Source organism: Streptococcus sp. HMSC076C08, from assembly GCF_001810825.1.
Classification (GTDB): domain Bacteria; phylum Bacillota; class Bacilli; order Lactobacillales; family Streptococcaceae; genus Streptococcus.
Genome location: NZ_KV802721.1, coordinates 173,750 through 190,538, shown reverse-complemented (window position 1 = coordinate 190,538; position 16,789 = coordinate 173,750). Strand labels below are relative to the sequence as shown.

General features: G+C 41.4%; 16 protein-coding genes. 14 read left to right on the top strand and 2 right to left on the bottom strand.

Annotated features, from left to right (window positions below):
• Positions 1-78 precede the first annotated feature (78 nt).
• The 10 genes from HMPREF2766_RS02480 to HMPREF2766_RS02435 all read left to right on the top strand — a co-directional run bounded on the left by HMPREF2766_RS02480 (position 79) and on the right by HMPREF2766_RS02435 (position 10,001).
• Positions 79-576: a GAF domain-containing protein gene (locus HMPREF2766_RS02480; protein ID WP_070567556.1), complete on the top strand. Its 498-nt coding sequence runs from the start codon at positions 79-81 to the stop codon at positions 574-576.
• Positions 576-2,234: a DNA polymerase III subunit gamma/tau gene (dnaX, locus tag HMPREF2766_RS02475; RefSeq protein ID WP_070567554.1), complete on the top strand. Its 1,659-nt coding sequence runs from the start codon at positions 576-578 to the stop codon at positions 2,232-2,234. The genes HMPREF2766_RS02480 and dnaX overlap by 1 nt, the downstream gene beginning before the upstream one ends.
• Before the next feature lie 27 nt (positions 2,235-2,261).
• Positions 2,262-2,456 (top strand): DUF3272 family protein, encoded by a 195-nt coding sequence (locus HMPREF2766_RS02470; protein WP_000198269.1) that lies wholly within the window; start codon positions 2,262-2,264, stop codon positions 2,454-2,456.
• Positions 2,457-2,607: 151 nt separating this feature from the next.
• Entirely contained in the window at positions 2,608-3,378 is a 771-nt protein-coding gene (sufC, locus tag HMPREF2766_RS02465) for a Fe-S cluster assembly ATPase SufC (RefSeq protein WP_000114489.1), read from the top strand.
• Positions 3,379-3,405: 27 nt separating this feature from the next.
• Entirely contained in the window at positions 3,406-4,668 is a 1,263-nt protein-coding gene (gene sufD, locus HMPREF2766_RS02460) for a Fe-S cluster assembly protein SufD (RefSeq protein ID WP_000159660.1), read from the top strand.
• Between the two features lie 10 nt (positions 4,669-4,678).
• Entirely contained in the window at positions 4,679-5,905 is a 1,227-nt protein-coding gene (locus HMPREF2766_RS02455; protein WP_070567552.1) for a cysteine desulfurase, read from the top strand.
• Positions 5,892-6,332 (top strand): Fe-S cluster assembly sulfur transfer protein SufU, encoded by a 441-nt coding sequence (sufU, locus tag HMPREF2766_RS02450; RefSeq protein WP_070567551.1) that lies wholly within the window; start codon positions 5,892-5,894, stop codon positions 6,330-6,332. The genes HMPREF2766_RS02455 and sufU overlap by 14 nt, the downstream gene beginning before the upstream one ends.
• A 57-nt stretch (positions 6,333-6,389) precedes the next feature.
• Positions 6,390-7,802, top strand: coding sequence for a Fe-S cluster assembly protein SufB (gene sufB / locus HMPREF2766_RS02445; RefSeq protein WP_000797057.1), 1,413 nt, complete (start codon positions 6,390-6,392; stop codon positions 7,800-7,802).
• A gap of 19 nt (positions 7,803-7,821) precedes the next feature.
• On the top strand, positions 7,822-8,391 hold the full coding sequence (locus tag HMPREF2766_RS02440; RefSeq protein ID WP_070567549.1) for a hypothetical protein: 570 nt from the start codon (positions 7,822-7,824) through the stop codon (positions 8,389-8,391).
• 212 nt (positions 8,392-8,603) lie between these two features.
• The gene (locus tag HMPREF2766_RS02435) at positions 8,604-10,001 is read left to right on the top strand and encodes an APC family permease (RefSeq protein ID WP_070567547.1); all 1,398 of its coding nucleotides are present in this window, start codon (positions 8,604-8,606) and stop codon (positions 9,999-10,001) included.
• A gap of 22 nt (positions 10,002-10,023) precedes the next feature.
• Here HMPREF2766_RS02435 and HMPREF2766_RS02430 read toward each other — a convergent pair whose 3' ends face one another.
• The gene (locus HMPREF2766_RS02430) at positions 10,024-10,872 is read right to left on the bottom strand and encodes a YitT family protein (protein ID WP_070567545.1); all 849 of its coding nucleotides are present in this window, start codon (positions 10,870-10,872) and stop codon (positions 10,024-10,026) included.
• A gap of 141 nt (positions 10,873-11,013) precedes the next feature.
• On the opposite strand from HMPREF2766_RS02430, the gene HMPREF2766_RS02425 reads away from it, so the two are divergent.
• Both HMPREF2766_RS02425 and HMPREF2766_RS02420 read left to right on the top strand, forming a co-directional pair.
• On the top strand, positions 11,014-11,850 hold the full coding sequence (locus tag HMPREF2766_RS02425; protein WP_070567543.1) for a DegV family protein: 837 nt from the start codon (positions 11,014-11,016) through the stop codon (positions 11,848-11,850).
• 107 nt (positions 11,851-11,957) lie between these two features.
• Positions 11,958-12,233: an HU family DNA-binding protein gene (locus tag HMPREF2766_RS02420; RefSeq protein WP_001284636.1), complete on the top strand. Its 276-nt coding sequence runs from the start codon at positions 11,958-11,960 to the stop codon at positions 12,231-12,233.
• Between the two features lie 128 nt (positions 12,234-12,361).
• Here HMPREF2766_RS02420 and HMPREF2766_RS02415 read toward each other — a convergent pair whose 3' ends face one another.
• Positions 12,362-13,348, bottom strand: a complete 987-nt coding sequence (locus tag HMPREF2766_RS02415) for an L-lactate dehydrogenase (protein WP_000204722.1) — start codon at positions 13,346-13,348, stop codon at positions 12,362-12,364.
• 193 nt (positions 13,349-13,541) lie between these two features.
• On the opposite strand from HMPREF2766_RS02415, the gene gyrA reads away from it, so the two are divergent.
• Together gyrA and HMPREF2766_RS02405 are read left to right on the top strand one after the other, a co-directional pair.
• Complete coding sequence (gene gyrA / locus HMPREF2766_RS02410; RefSeq protein ID WP_049479366.1) at positions 13,542-16,010, top strand: DNA gyrase subunit A; 2,469 nt, start codon at positions 13,542-13,544, stop codon at positions 16,008-16,010.
• Positions 16,010-16,765: a class A sortase gene (locus tag HMPREF2766_RS02405; RefSeq protein WP_000018508.1), complete on the top strand. Its 756-nt coding sequence runs from the start codon at positions 16,010-16,012 to the stop codon at positions 16,763-16,765. The genes gyrA and HMPREF2766_RS02405 overlap by 1 nt, the downstream gene beginning before the upstream one ends.
• Positions 16,766-16,789: the final 24 nt, after the last annotated feature.

Here is a 16,789-nt window from a genome sequence, read left to right as displayed (position 1 = left end):
ATTGATAATCACAAAATCCTTTGTTTAAAACAAGGGATTTTTCTTTTGTCTCTTTCTCATTTTTGATATAATAGTTCTATGTTAGATTCAGAAAAACAATCACAATATCAATTGTTAAATGAGGAACTCTCTTATTTGCTTGACGGTGAGAGCAATGTTCTTGCCAATCTTTCGAATGCTAGTGCCCTCCTAAAATCTCGCTTTCCCAATACTGTATTTGCAGGGTTTTATCTGTTTGACGGTAGCGAGTTGGTTTTAGGGCCTTTTCAGGGTGGTGTTTCTTGTATTCGCATTCCGCTTGGAAAAGGCGTGTGTGGAGAAGCTGCTGAGTTTCAAGAGACTGTTTTGGTTGGCGATGTGAGCACCTATCCAAACTACATTTCTTGTGATAGTATGGCCAAGAGTGAAATCGTGGTTCCCATGCTCAAGAATGGTCAATTGCTGGGTGTCTTAGACCTGGATTCTTCAGTTATTGATGATTACAATGCCGTTGACCGTGATTACTTGGAACAATTTGTCGCTATTTTGCTTGAGAAGACAGAATGGGACTTTACGATGTTTGAGGAGAAAGCCTAATGTATCAAGCACTTTATCGAAAATATAGAAGCCAGACTTTTTCACAACTAGTAGGTCAAGAAGTTGTGGCTAAAACCCTAAAACAAGCAGTTGAGCAGGAAAAGATTAGTCATGCCTATCTTTTCTCAGGTCCTCGAGGAACTGGTAAAACCAGTGTAGCCAAGATTTTTGCCAAGGCTATGAACTGTCCGAACCAGGTAGACGGGGAACCATGTAATAACTGTTATATCTGCCAAGCAGTCACAGAAGGTAGCCTAGAAGATGTTATCGAAATGGATGCGGCTTCGAATAATGGAGTCGATGAAATCCGTGAAATTCGTGATAAATCCACCTATTCTCCTAGTTTGGCCCGTTATAAGGTCTATATCATAGACGAGGTTCATATGTTGTCTACAGGAGCTTTTAATGCGCTTTTGAAGACCCTAGAAGAACCAACCCAGAACGTTGTCTTTATTTTGGCGACTACCGAATTGCACAAGATTCCAGCAACTATTTTATCGCGTGTCCAACGTTTTGAGTTTAAATCGATTCGAACTCAAGATATCACGGCACATATTCATCATATTTTAGAAAAAGAAAATATCAGTTCTGAACCAGATGCTGTAGAAATCATTGCCAGACGGGCTGAAGGTGGGATGCGGGATGCCTTGTCTATTCTGGACCAAGCCTTGAGTTTGACTCAAGGGAATGCTTTAACTACAGCTATCTCTGAGGAGATTACAGGCACCATTAGTCTATCAGCGCTTGATGACTATGTAGCCGCCTTGTCACAGCAGGATGTTTTAAAAGCTCTTGATTCTTTGAATCTTTTGTTTGAAAATGGCAAGAGTATGACTCGTTTTGTGACGGATCTTTTACAGTACTTGCGTGATCTATTAGTTGTTCAGACAGGTGGCGAAAATACTCATCATAGTCCAGTTTTTATGGACAATCTAGCTCTTTCTCAGGAAAGTCTCTTTGAAATGATTCGAATAGCGACTGTGAGCTTGGCAGATATGAAAGCGAGCCTACAACCTAAGATTTATGCTGAGATGATGACCATTCGTTTAGCGGAGATTAAGCCTGAACCAGTGCTTTCAGGAGCTGTCGAAAGTGAAATTTCTGCACTGAGACAGGAAGTAGTTCGTCTCAAGCAAGAACTTGCTAATGTTGGAACGGTGCCTAAACAAGTGGCGCCAGTCCCTAGCCGTCCAGCCACTTCCAAGACTGTCTATCGAGTAGACCGTAATAAGGTTCAGGCTATCCTACAAGAAGCTGTTGAAAATCCTGAATTGGCACGGCAAAACTTGATTCGCCTCCAAAATGCATGGGGAGAAGTAATCGAAAGCTTAGCTGGTCCTGATAAGGCTCTGCTTGTTGGTTCTCAGCCAGTTGCGGCCAACGAACACCATGCTATTTTAGCTTTTGAATCTAATTTCAATGCAGGGCAAACCATGAAACGGGATAACCTCAATACCATGTTTGGCAATATTCTCAGCCAGGCGGCTGGATTTTCACCTGAAATCCTGGCAATTTCCCTAGAGGAATGGAAAGAGGTTCGTGCAGCATTTTCAGCTAGAAACAAGTCTTCTCAAGCTGATCAAGAGGCGGAAGAAGAAAGCCTAATTCCAGAAGGATTTGAATTTCTGGCTGATAAAGTCATGGTCGAAGAAGACTAAAAGTGGATTTCATGGTACAATAATTCTATGACTAGACAACAATTTATCGTGATAGCACTATTTACTGCTGCTGAGACTTATTTTTTCAATGAAGCTTGGATGACGGGTCGCTATTTCATGGCAGCATTTTGGGCTATTCTACTTTTTCGAAATTTTAGGTTAAGTTATGTAATGGGGAAAATAGTAGATGCCATTGATCAGCACCTAAACCGTAAGGATTAGTCACTAGCTTCTAAACAAAATCAAAGCCTTTTAGGCTTTTTTTTGTTATACTAGTAGAGTATATTTATGGACCTTTTCTTGTATTTTTTGAGAAATGTAAGTGATTTCGCTAAGGATAAAGGAAGTAGGCCAGAAAAAGAAAGGAACTATCATGTCAGTATTAGAGATCAAAGATCTTCACGTTGAGATTGAAGGAAAAGAAATTTTGAAAGGGGTCAATCTGACTCTGAAAACAGGAGAAATCGCAGCTATCATGGGACCAAATGGTACTGGTAAATCGACTCTTTCTGCAGCTATCATGGGGAACCCTAACTATGAAGTTACCAAAGGTGAGGTTTTATTTGATGGTGTAAACATCCTTGAGTTGGAAGTAGACGAGCGAGCGCGTATGGGACTTTTCCTGGCTATGCAATATCCATCTGAAATTCCTGGAATTACCAATGCAGAGTTTCTTCGTGCAGCCATGAATGCTGGTAAAGAAGATGATGAAAAGATTTCGGTTCGTGAGTTCATCACTAAACTAGACGAGAAAATGGAATTGCTCAACATGAAAGAAGAAATGGCAGAGCGTTACCTCAACGAAGGTTTCTCAGGTGGTGAGAAAAAACGTAATGAAATTCTTCAACTCTTGATGTTGGAACCAACATTTGCCCTTTTGGATGAGATTGACTCAGGTCTTGATATTGACGCCCTTAAAGTTGTGTCTAAAGGTGTCAATGCCATGCGTGGTGAAGGCTTTGGTGCTATGATTATCACTCACTACCAACGTCTCTTGAACTACATCACACCAGACGTGGTCCACGTGATGATGGAAGGTCGTGTTGTCCTTTCTGGTGGTCCAGAATTGGCTGCCCGTTTGGAACGTGAAGGATACGCAAAACTTGCTGAAGAACTTGGCTACGACTACAAGGAAGAATTGTAATTCCCTCGTATCTTTTAGGAGAAGTAAATGACTAAAGAGAATATTAAACTTTTTTCAGAAATGCACGCTGAACCAAGCTGGTTGGCTGACCTCCGTCAAAAAGCTTTTGATAAGATTGAGAGTTTGGAATTACCAGTTATTGAGCGTGTCAAATTTCACCGTTGGAATCTGGGAGATGGAACCATCACAGAAAGTGAACCTTCAGCAAATGTTCCTGACTTCACGGCTCTAGATAATCACTTGAAGTTGGTGCAAGTAGGAACGCAGACTGTTTTTGAACAAACTCCAGTTGAATTGGCTGAACAAGGAGTAGTCTTTACAGACTTTCACTCAGCTTTAGAAGAAATTCCAGAACTTATCGAGGAATTCTTCATGTCATCTGTTAAGTATGACGATGACAAGTTGGCAGCCTACCACACGGCTTACTTTAACAGTGGTGCTGTTCTCTACATTCCTGATAACGTTGAGATTACAGAGCCAATCGAAGGAATTTTCTACCAAGACAGCGATAGCGATGTGCCATTTAACAAGCATATTCTGATCATTGCAGGTAAAAACTCTAAAATCAGCTACCTTGAACGTCTTGAGTCTCGTGGCCAAGGTAGTGCCAAGGCAACTGCTAATATCACGGTCGAAGTGATTGCTCGTTCAGGTGCGCAAGTGAAATTTGCAGCTATTGACCGTTTAGGTGAAAATGTCACTGCCTATATTAGCCGTCGTGGTAAACTAGGCAACGATGCAAGCATTGACTGGGCAATCGGTGTCATGAACGAAGGAAATGTTGTTGCTGATTTTGATAGCGATTTGATTGGAAATGGTAGCCATGCTGACCTTAAAGTCGTAGCTCTTTCAAGTGGCCGTCAGGTTCAAGGGATTGATACTCGAGTGACTAACTATGGTTGCAACTCTATCGGAAATATCCTCCAACATGGGGTTATCCTTGAAAAAGCAACTTTGACCTTCAATGGTATTGGACACATTATCAAGGGTGCTAAGGGAGCTGATGCGCAGCAAGAAAGTCGTGTTCTCATGCTTTCAGATCAGGCGCGTTCAGATGCCAACCCCATTCTTTTGATTGATGAAAATGACGTAACTGCAGGTCACGCGGCTTCTATCGGTCAGGTGGATCCAGAAGATATGTACTACCTCATGAGCCGTGGCTTGGATAAGGCGACTGCTGAGCGTTTGGTTGTTCGTGGTTTCCTTGGCTCCGTAATTGTTGAGATTCCAGTCAAAGAAGTTCGTGACGAAATGATTGCAACTATCGAAGAAAAATTGTCAAAACGCTAAGGGGAAGCCTATGTTAGATGTAGAAGCGATTCGCAAGGATTTTCCAATTTTGGACCAGATTGTCAACGATGAACCTCTGGTCTATCTGGACAATGCTGCGACGACACAAAAACCACTAGCAGTTCTGGAAACAATCAACCGCTACTATGAGCAGGACAATGCCAATGTTCACCGTGGGGTCCATACCTTGGCTGAGCGAGCAACAGCATCCTATGAAGCTGCTCGTGAAACCATTCGTAAGTTTATCAATGCAGGCTCTACAAAGGAAGTTCTCTTTACCAGAGGAACGACAACCAGCCTTAACTGGGTGGCACGCTTTGCTGAGGAAATCCTGACTGAGGGAGACCAGGTCTTGATCTCTGTCATGGAACACCATTCCAATATCATTCCATGGCAGGAAGCTTGTCGCAAGACTGGGGCAGAGCTTGTCTATGTTTATCTCAAGGACGGAGCTCTGGATATGGATGACTTGCGCGCTAAATTGACTGATAAAGTCAAGTTTGTCTCCCTAGCTCACGCCTCAAATGTTCTTGGTGTGGTCAATCCTATCAAGGAAATCACGCAATTAGCCCACCAAGTTGGAGCTATCATGGTGGTGGATGGTGCTCAATCTACACCTCATATGAAGATTGATGTCCAGGACTTGGATGTGGACTTCTTTGCCTTTTCGGGTCACAAGATGGCTGGTCCGACTGGTATCGGTGTACTTTACGGCAAAGAGAAGTATCTGGAACAAATGTCACCAGTAGAATTTGGTGGTGAGATGATCGATTTTGTCTATGAGCAATCTGCTAGCTGGAAGGAATTGCCTTGGAAATTTGAGGCTGGAACGCCAAATATGGCAGGTGCTATCGGACTTGCTGCAGCAGTGGATTATCTAGAAAAGATTGGTATGGATGCCATTGAATCTCATGAACAGGAATTGATTGCATACGTCTATCCCAAATTGCAGGCCATTGAAGGTTTGACCATTTATGGTTCGCAGGACTTGGCTCAACGGTCAGGTGTCATTGCCTTCAACCTAGGGGATCTTCATCCTCATGATCTTGCTACAGCATTAGATTATGAAGGAGTGGCTGTTCGTGCTGGTCACCATTGCGCCCAACCTTTGCTTCAGTATTTGGAAGTCCCAGCAACAGCTCGTGTAAGTTTTTATATCTACAATACCAAGGCAGATTGTGACAAACTAGTCGATGCTTTACAAAAGACAAAGGAGTTTTTCAATGGCACTTTCTAAACTAGATAGCCTTTATATGGCAGTGGTGGCAGACCATTCGAAAAATCCACATCACCAAGGGAAGCTGGAAGATGCTGAGCAAATCAGCCTCAATAATCCAACCTGTGGGGATGTCATCAACCTCTCTGTCAAGTTTGACGCAGAGGACCGTTTGGAAGATATTGCTTTTCTAAATTCAGGATGCACGATTTCAACTGCCTCTGCTAGTATGATGACAGATGCAGTTTTAGGCAAGACCAAACAAGAAATTCTAGAACTTGCGACCATTTTTTCAGAAATGGTTCAAGGGCAAAAAGATGAGCGTCAAGACCAACTTGGAGACGCGGCTTTCTTATCAGGTGTTGCCAAATTCCCACAACGGATTAAGTGTGCAACCCTGGCTTGGAATGCCCTTAAGAAAACAATTGAAAATCAAGATAACAAGTAAGACAAGTTTCTTTTGTCTTATGAATCAGTAGAAATGAAGAATGAAAGAAAGGATATTATGGCTGAAGAAAGAGTAGAACCAAAACCAATTGACCTTGGTGAATATAAATTTGGTTTCCATGACGATGTAGAGCCTGTCCTATCGACAGGAAAAGGATTGAACGAAGAAGTCATTCGCGAATTATCAGCTGCTAAGGGAGAACCTGAGTGGATGTTAGAATTCCGTTTGAAGTCTTATGAAACCTTCAAAAAAATGCCCATGCAAACCTGGGGAGCAGACTTGTCAGAGATTGACTTTGATGACTTGATCTACTACCAAAAACCTTCTGATAAACCTGCCCGTTCTTGGGATGAAGTTCCTGAAAAAATCAAAGAAACCTTTGAACGTATCGGAATTCCAGAAGCTGAGCGTGCTTATCTAGCAGGAGCTTCTGCCCAGTACGAGTCAGAAGTGGTTTATCATAACATGAAGGAAGAGTTCCAGAAATTGGGGATTATCTTTACAGATACAGATTCTGCCCTCAAGGAATACCCAGACTTGTTTAAACAATACTTCGCTAAGTTGGTACCGCCAACAGATAACAAATTGGCTGCCCTCAACTCAGCAGTATGGTCTGGTGGAACCTTTATCTACGTGCCAAAAGGTGTCAAGGTAGATATTCCACTTCAAACCTACTTCCGTATCAACAACGAAAATACAGGTCAGTTCGAACGTACCTTGATTATTGTTGATGAAGGAGCAAGCGTCCATTACGTAGAAGGATGTACAGCACCAACTTATTCTAGCAACAGCTTGCACGCTGCCATTGTAGAAATCTTTGCCTTGGACGGAGCTTATATGCGTTATACAACCATCCAAAACTGGTCTGATAATGTCTATAACTTGGTAACAAAACGTGCCAAAGCTTTGAAAGATGCTACTGTTGAGTGGATTGATGGAAACTTAGGTGCCAAAACAACTATGAAATACCCATCTGTTTACCTAGATGGAGAAGGAGCACGTGGTACCATGCTTTCAATCGCCTTTGCTAATGCAGGGCAACACCAAGATACGGGTGCTAAGATGATCCACAACGCTCCACATACAAGCTCGTCTATCGTGTCCAAATCTATCGCAAAAGGCGGAGGAAAGGTGGACTACCGTGGACAAGTAACCTTTAACAAGAACTCTAAGAAATCTGTTTCTCACATCGAGTGTGATACCATTATCATGGATGACTTGTCAGCATCAGATACCATTCCGTTTAATGAAATTCACAACTCGCAAGTTGCTTTGGAGCACGAAGCCAAAGTATCTAAGATTTCAGAGGAACAACTCTATTACCTCATGAGCCGTGGTTTGTCAGAATCTGAGGCAACTGAGATGATCGTTATGGGATTTGTAGAGCCCTTCACAAAAGAACTTCCAATGGAATACGCAGTTGAGTTGAACCGCTTGATTAGTTATGAAATGGAAGGTTCAGTCGGATAAATCCAAAAAGGAGAAGCAAATGGGATTTTTAAAGCGTTTATTTGGAACGATTGAAAAAGTGAATAAGGGAGAAGCCCCGATTGAAGAGTTGGATCAGGCATTTGTTTTTGATCTTGAAGCAGAAGCTGATGATTATTGGCGACAAATGGAACAAAACCTCTTGATAAACGCTGTAAAAGCTGCTGGCGGTCCTGAGGCAGTAGAACGTGCATTTGTTCTTGCTAATTTTAAGGAAAATCAAGAAACCTTTGAGCTCTTTTATCAGGTAAATGGTCAACTTCTTTCATGGAGAGAGATGGATGCGACAGTTGTTGATAAAATCAGCAATCAACTCCTTCCGCAAGCGGCAGAAGTAGCGCGTGCAGTAAATGAAAATTATGAAGAGGCAAATGTACCAGTAATCCAGTACGCTATGCTTCAATTTGAAACTGCAACCATGGCTTGGTTTGGTCGGAAGCTGACAACAGCTTCTCCAGAAGCACAACTGACTTTTGAAGAATTGGTATCTGGTTGGCGCGCTATTCTGGAACAAGAAGTTCCACATCGTCCTTTAGATAGTGACCGTCCCTTCCCTTACTTTGAAGTTTAAAAAATCCCAAATCCCCAAAAACTTTCAATGGGGTATACTGTTGAGCTTAATCGCTTGATGAGTAACTAATTGAAAGAATTACTGGGTAAAAATGCAAATTCTGAACAGGAATCCTTTCTGTTCAGAATTTTTTTAAAAAAGAACCTAATAAATATTCACAAAAATACTTTTATATGGTAAAATAAAACAATTACATTTAGTGGAGATGAAGTATGAATATTTTTAGAACCAAGGATGTTAGTCTGAGACAGACAGAGATGCATCGCCATTTGAAATTATGGGATTTGATTCTTCTAGGGATTGGTGCTATGGTGGGGACGGGGATTTTCACCATTACAGGAACAGCAGCGGCTACCCTAGCTGGTCCATCACTAGTGATTTCCATTGTGATTTCTGCCCTGTGTGTTTCTCTATCAGCCCTCTTTTTTGCAGAATTTGCCTCTCGTGTTCCTGCAACTGGTGGTGCTTATAGTTACCTCTATGCGATTCTAGGAGAATTGCCAGCCTGGATTGCTGGCTGGCTGACCATCATGGAATTCATGACGGCTGTTTCAGGTGTGGCGTCTGGCTGGGCAGCTTACTTTAAGGGATTGCTTAGTAATTATGGTATCTCGATGCCGCAAGCCTTGAATGGCACCTTTAACCCTGAACAAGGAACCTATATCGATCTTCTGCCTATTTTAGTACTTACCTTGGTAACGGGATTGGTTTTATTAAATTCTAAGGCAGCTTTGAGATTTAATTCGCTTTTAGTGGTCTTGAAATTCTCAGCTCTCGCCTTATTTATCCTAGTTGGTATTTGGTACATCAAGCCTGAAAATTGGACGAATTTTGCTCCATTTGGTTTTGGTCAACTATATGGTGGAAGTACTGGGATTATGGCGGGCGCATCTTTGATGTTCTTTGGTTTTCTCGGATTTGAGTCTATTTCCATGGCAGTTGATGAAATTCAAAATCCTCAAAAAAATATTCCTCGCGGAATCGTACTTTCTCTGACAATCGTCACCATTCTCTATGCCTTGGTAACTTTAGTATTGACAGGGATTGTTCACTACAGTAAGCTCAATGTGGACGATGCAGTAGCATTTTCATTACGGAGTATTGGTATCGGCTGGGCGGCAAATTATGTTTCGCTTGTAGCCATTCTAACCCTGATAACCGTATGTATCTCCATGACTTATGCTTTATCTCGGATGATTTATAGCTTAGCACGTGATGGACTTTTACCTCAAAGTTTCAAACAATTAAGCAAGACTAGTCGCGTTCCTAAAAATGCGACCCTCTTAACAGGAGTTGCTTCAGCCATTGCTGCAGGAGTCTTTCCTCTAGCCAGTATTGCAGCCTTCTTAAATATCTGTACGCTAGCTTATCTCATTTTGCTAGCCTATGGAATAATAAAACTCAGAAAGGATAAGGGGATGCCAAAAGAGGGAGAGTTTAAAACTCCCTTGGTGCCACTTTTGCCAATTCTTTCCATTCTTATCTGTGTTTCCTTTATGCTTCAATATAGTCTAGATACCTGGATTGCCTTTGGTATTGCTCTTCTAGTTGGTCTAGTCATTTACTTTACTTACGGGTTCCGCCATTCAACCCTCGCAGAAGAAGAATAAAAGCTGGGAATTCCCAGCTTTTTTAATCTTTCACATAAGTAAATCCTTCACCCAGAATTTCATGAGCCTCAGTGATAGTGATAAAGGCTTGAGGGTCGATTTTGTGAATCATATCTTTCATTTTAACGATTTCGTTCCGACCTACGATACAGTAGATGATTTTTAAATCCTTTTTGCTGTAGTAGCCTTGACCAGATATAAAGGTAACGCCACGTCCGAGTTCATCGTTAATCTCTTTGGCCAATTGATCAGGATATTGGGTAATAATCATAAATCCTTTACCAGCATAACCCCCTTCACCGATCAAGTCAATAACACGAGCGATGATAAAGTCAAATAAGAGGGTATAGGTAACTAGACGAAGGTCCTGGAAGATAATCAAAATCAACATTAGGATAAAAAAGTCAATCCCAAAGAGCAATTTACCAATCGAAATATTGGTGTATTTGTTGAGGATACGGGCAACGATATCAGAGCCACCAGTGGTTCCACCAGCATTAAAGATAATTCCTAAACCAACCCCTAGTAAGACTCCTGAGACTAAAGCGACAATGATGAGATCTCCTTGCAAGTCGATATGCAAAGGAATGCGCTCAAAGATTGCTAGCCAAATGGAAAGTGAAATAGATCCTAGAAGGCTGGAGTAGAGGGTCTTAGGTCCAAATATCTTCCAAGCCAGGATAAATAAAGGGATATTAATCAAGAGGTTCATCAATGAGACAGGAATCTTAAAAAGATAGTAGGTAATCAAGGTAATACCTGTCGCCCCTCCCTCAAATAAATGATAAGGAACAACAAAGTAAGTAAGACCGAAGGCATAGATAGCAGCTCCAAAAATAATAGTGATAATCGGTTGAAGTTTTCGAATCATGGCTGTTCCTCACTTTTCTATAGATAGATTATACCAAAAATTCAGTTCTTTTCATCGGATCACTTATGATTTTTTATCATTTTTTTGATATAATAAAGGAGAAAATCCCAATCCTATCGAGAAGAATAGAAAGATTGAATTATGACACAAGTAAAAATTGTAACGGACTCTTCTGTTACTATCGAACCAGAAGTAGTTAAAGAATTAAATATCACTGTTGTCCCTCTATCAGTTATGATTGATAGTGTGCTTTATTCGGATGCAGATTTTAAAGAGGGAGAATTCCTTCATCTTATGCAACAAAGTAAGAATCTGCCTAAAACAAGTCAGCCACCTGTAGGAGTGTTTGCTGAGGTCTTTGAAGAACTAGGTAAAGATGGCAGTCAAATTATCGCCATTCACATGTCCCATGCCTTGTCTGGAACTGTGGAAGCTGCTCGCCAAGGGACCAGCCTCTCAACTGCTGATGTAACGGTTCTTGATAGTTCCTTTACAGATCAAGCAATGAAGTTCCAAGTTGTTGAAGCTGCAAAACTTGCTAAAGAAGGTAAAGATTTAGAAACGATCTTGGCTCATGTAGAGGACGTCAAAAATCATACAGAACTCTATATCGGTGTTTCGACGCTAGAAAACTTAGTTAAGGGTGGTCGTATTGGACGTGTGACAGGATTACTAAGCTCACTCTTGAATATTCGTGTAATAATGCAGATGAAGAACCACGAACTCCAACCAATCGTCAAAGGACGTGGAGCGAAAACGTTCAAAAAGTGGCTTGAGGAATTAACCAATACTCTTTCCCAAAAATCAGTTGCAGAAATTGGAATTTCTTATGCTGGAACGAACGAATGGGCGAATGAGATGAAGGCATTATTGCAACCTTATGTTGAGAAGCCAATCTCTGTATTGGAAACTGGCTCTATTATTCAAACTCATACTGGAGAGAATGCTTGGGCGATTCTAATTCGCTACAATTCCTAAAAAAATAGAGAAAAAATAGTCAAAATAGTGTTTTTGACTTGACCTATAGCCGATTTTAGGATATGATTATATTTGTTAATTAGAAATTATTTGGAGGATTTGTTAACATGGCAAACAAACAAGATTTGATCGCTAAAGTAGCAGAAGCTACAGAATTGACTAAGAAAGATTCAGCAGCAGCAGTTGACGCTGTATTTGCAGCAGTAACTGAATACCTTGCAGCTGGTGAAAAAGTTCAATTGATCGGTTTCGGTAACTTTGAAGTTCGTGAGCGTGCAGCACGTAAAGGTCGCAACCCACAAACTGGTAAAGAAATCAAAATCGCAGCTTCTAAAGTTCCAGCATTCAAAGCTGGTAAAGCTCTTAAAGACGCTGTTAAATAATGAATTTTCAAAAAGCCTATTGTATCAAGCTTCATTGCTTGGTCGATAGGCTTTTTTGTTGCTTTGGGGTATTTTTGGGGCAAAAAGAAAAAAGAAAAAGGTTCCCATGTTTGAGAACCTTCTTTTCATTAGTTTTTAGAAGCTGCTTGGAATTCAGGGTTTTTCCATGCTTCATCAATGATAGCTTGCAATTCTTTAGCAGATGCTTGCATTTTTTGAGTTTCAGCATCGTTCAATGGGATGTTTACTGGACGAACGATACCGTGTGCACCAACAACAGCTGGTTGACCGATAAAGACGTTTTTAACACCGTATTGACCTTCTTGGAAGACTGAAAGTGGAAGTACTGCATTTTCGTCATCAAGGATTGCTTTTGTGATACGAGCAAGTGCTACAGCGATACCGTAGTATGTAGCTCCTTTTTTGTTAATGATTGTGTAGGCAGCGTCACGAACACCTTCGAACAATTCAATCAATTCAGCTTCTTGAACGTTTTGAGTGTCTTTAAGGAATTCTTCTAGGTTTACACCAGCGATGTTAGCGTGTGACCAAACCGCAAATTCAGAATCTCCGTGTTCACCCATGATGTAGGCGTGAACTGAACGAGCATCAACATCCAATTTTTCAGCAAGTGCTTGACGGAAACGTGCTGAGTCAAGTGAAGTACCTGAACCGATAACACGTTCTTTAGGGAATCCAGAGAATTTCCAAGTTGAGTAAGTCAAAACGTCAACTGGGTTAGCTGCAACAAGGAAGATACCATCGAACCCTGATTCAACAACTTGTGTTACGATTGATTTGTTGATAGCCAAGTTTTTTCCTACAAGGTCAAGGCGAGTTTCACCTGGTTTTTGAGGAGCACCTGCAGTGATAACAACAAGGTCAGCGTCTGCACAGTCAGAGTATTGAGCAGCGTAGATTTTTTTAGGTGAAGTGAAGGCAAGGGCGTGGCTAAGGTCAAGCGCATCACCAACAGCTTTTTCGTGTAATTGTGGAATTTCGATAATTCCAAGCTCTTGTGCAATTCCTTGGTTAACAAGTGCGAAAGCATAAGATGAACCTACGGCACCGTCACCAACAAGGATCACTTTTTTGTGTTGTTTAGTTGAAGTCATTATCTAAACATCTCCTTCATTTTTTTTAGGGGAATCCCCAGACACTTTCATTCTATCACTTTTAAAAAGCTTTGTCACGAATATTCTATTCGGTTATCAATGTAAACGTTTTAGCGATTTTCAAAGGCTGAAATGAAGGACAAATTATGGTATAATATATCTAATTACTAATAGTGAAATGAGGCATTTATGAATGCAGGATAGAAATTTAGTGAATGTCAATCTGACAAAGGAGATGAAGACTAGCTTTATCGATTACGCCATGAGTGTTATCGTAGCGCGGGCTCTTCCTGATGTTCGAGATGGTTTAAAACCTGTTCACCGCCGTATTCTTTACGGAATGAATGAACTAGGTGTTACTCCAGACAAACCTCATAAAAAATCAGCCCGTATCACAGGGGATGTCATGGGTAAATACCACCCTCACGGAGACTCGTCTATTTATGAGGCTATGGTTCGTATGGCCCAGTGGTGGAGCTACCGTTACATGCTCGTTGATGGGCATGGAAACTTTGGTTCCATGGATGGGGACGGTGCTGCCGCGCAGCGTTACACTGAGGCACGTATGAGCAAGATTGCTCTAGAAATGCTTCGTGATATCAATAAAAACACGGTTGATTTCGTAGACAACTACGATGCCAATGAGCGTGAACCCTTGGTCTTGCCAGCTCGTTTTCCAAACCTTTTGGTCAATGGAGCAACGGGTATCGCCGTTGGGATGGCAACCAATATTCCCCCTCACAACTTGGGTGAAACCATTGATGCAGTGAAGTTGGTTATGGACAATCCTGAAGTGACGACTAAGGACTTGATGGAAGTCTTGCCTGGTCCAGATTTTCCAACTGGTGCTCTTGTCATGGGGAAATCAGGGATCCACAAAGCTTATGAGACCGGTAAAGGTTCCATTGTCCTTCGTTCTCGTACAGAGATTGAAACCACTAAGACGGGTCGTGAGCGTATTGTTGTAACGGAATTCCCTTATATGGTTAATAAAACCAAGGTACATGAGCATATTGTTCGCTTGGTTCAGGAAAAACGAATTGAGGGCATTACAGCCGTACGTGATGAGTCCAACCGCGAAGGCGTTCGCTTTGTAATCGAGGTTAAACGCGACGCGTCTGCCAACGTTATCCTTAACAACCTCTTCAAGATGACCCAGATGCAAACCAACTTTGGTTTCAACATGTTGGCGATTCAAAATGGTGTGCCAAAAATTTTGTCCCTTCGTCAAATTTTGGATGCTTATATCGAGCACCAAAAAGAAGTGGTTGTTCGCCGTACTCGTTTTGACAAGGAAAAAGCAGAAGCGCGTGCGCACATCTTAGAAGGTCTTTTAATCGCTCTGGATCACATTGATGAAGTGATTCGTATTATCCGTGCTAGTGAAACGGATGCGGAAGCGCAAGCTGAGTTGATGAGCAAGTTTAAGCTTTCAGAGCGTCAAAGTCAAGCTATCCTTGATATGCGTCTTCGTCGTTTGACAGGATTGGAACGTGATAAGATTCAGTCTGAATATGATGAATTGATTGCCTTGATTGAAGATTTGGCTGATATTCTTGCCAAGCCTGAGCGCGTGGCGCAAATCATCAAAGAGGAGCTGGACGAAGTCAAACGCAAGTTTGGTGACAAGCGTCGTACGGAGTTGATGATCGGAGAAGTCTTAACTCTTGAAGATGAAGATTTGATTGAAGAAACGGATGTCTTGATTACCCTATCTAACAAGGGCTATATCAAACGTTTGGACCAAGGTGAGTTTACTGCTCAAAAACGTGGTGGCCGTGGAGTTCAAGGTACGGGAGTTAAGGATGATGACTTTGTGCGTGAGTTGGTTTCAACCAGCACCCATGATCATCTGCTCTTCTTTACCAATAAAGGACGCGTATATCGACTAAAAGGTTATGAAATACCTGAATACGGTCGTACTGCTAAGGGCTTACCAGTTGTCAATCTATTGAAGTTAGACGAAGGTGAGAGTATTCAGACCATCATCAACGTTGAGTCTGAACGTAGTGATGACGCCTATCTCTTCTTCACAACCCGTCACGGTATTGTGAAGAGAACCAGTGTTAAAGAGTTCGCTAATATTCGTCAAAATGGACTTAAAGCTTTGAATCTTAAGGATGAAGACGAATTGATTAATGTCTTGCTGACAGAAGAAGATACGGATATTATCATTGGTACCAAGTTTGGTTATGCTGTTCGCTTTAATCAATCAGCTGTTCGTGGCATGAGCCGTATCGCGACTGGTGTTCGAGGAGTCAATCTTCGTGAGGGTGACACAGTAGTTGGCGCTAGCGTGATTACAAACCAAGACGAGGTTCTTATCATCACTGAAAAAGGATATGGTAAACGTACACTTGCTACTGAATATCCTACTAAAGGCCGTGGTGGTAAAGGGATGAAGACAGCCAATGTTGCTGAGAAGAATGGTCCTCTGGCTGGTCTCCTTACTGTTAAAGGCGATGAAGACCTGATGATTATCACAGATACAGGTGTCATGATCCGTACAAATGTTGCCAATATTTCACAAACTGGACGCTCAACTATGGGAGTTAAGGTGATGCGTCTAGATCAGGATGCTAAGATTGTGACCTTTACTACGGTTGCTGCGGCAGAAAAAGAAGAAGTTGGGACTGAAATTGAAACAGAAGGTGAAGCATAATGTCTCATAAAAAAACGAAAAATAAAAAGAGTAAGAAAAATAAGCGCAGAAATCTATTTATCAATATTTTAGCGGGTTTCTTAATTCTTCTTTCCTTAGCCTTGATTTTTAATTCAAAGATTCGCGATATCTTTTTGGTATGGAATACCAATAAATACCAAGTCAATCAAGTCACTAAGGAAAATATAGATGAAAACCTAAAATCCGAGGGAAATTTTGATTTTGACTCTGTTAAGTCTATTTCATCTGAAGCTGTATTGGCTTCACAATGGGATGCTCAGAAACTTCCTGTTATTGGAGGTATCGCTATTCCTGAGGTGGAGATTAACCTCCCTATTTTCAAAGGGTTGGATAATGTAAACCTGTTCTACGGAGCAGGGACCATGAAACCAGACCAAAAAATGGGGGAAGGAAACTATTCTCTAGCCAGTCACCATATCTTTACTGCTGAAAATGCCAGTCAAATGCTCTTCTCACCTTTGGTCAATGCCAAAGCAGGTATGAAAATTTACCTAACGGATAAGGATAAAGTTTATACTTATGAGATTACTGAAGTTAAACGTGTCACACCTGACCGTGTAGATGAAATCGAAGATCGTGATGGCGTAAAGGAGATTACTTTGGTTACCTGTGTTGATTATAATGCGACTGAACGTATAATCGTCAAAGGAATCTTTAAAGAATCAAAAGCTTATTCTGAGACTTCTGAGGATATTTTGAAGGCCTTTAATCAACCGTATAGACAACGTTATTAAGAATGAATGAACCAGTGAAGTGCT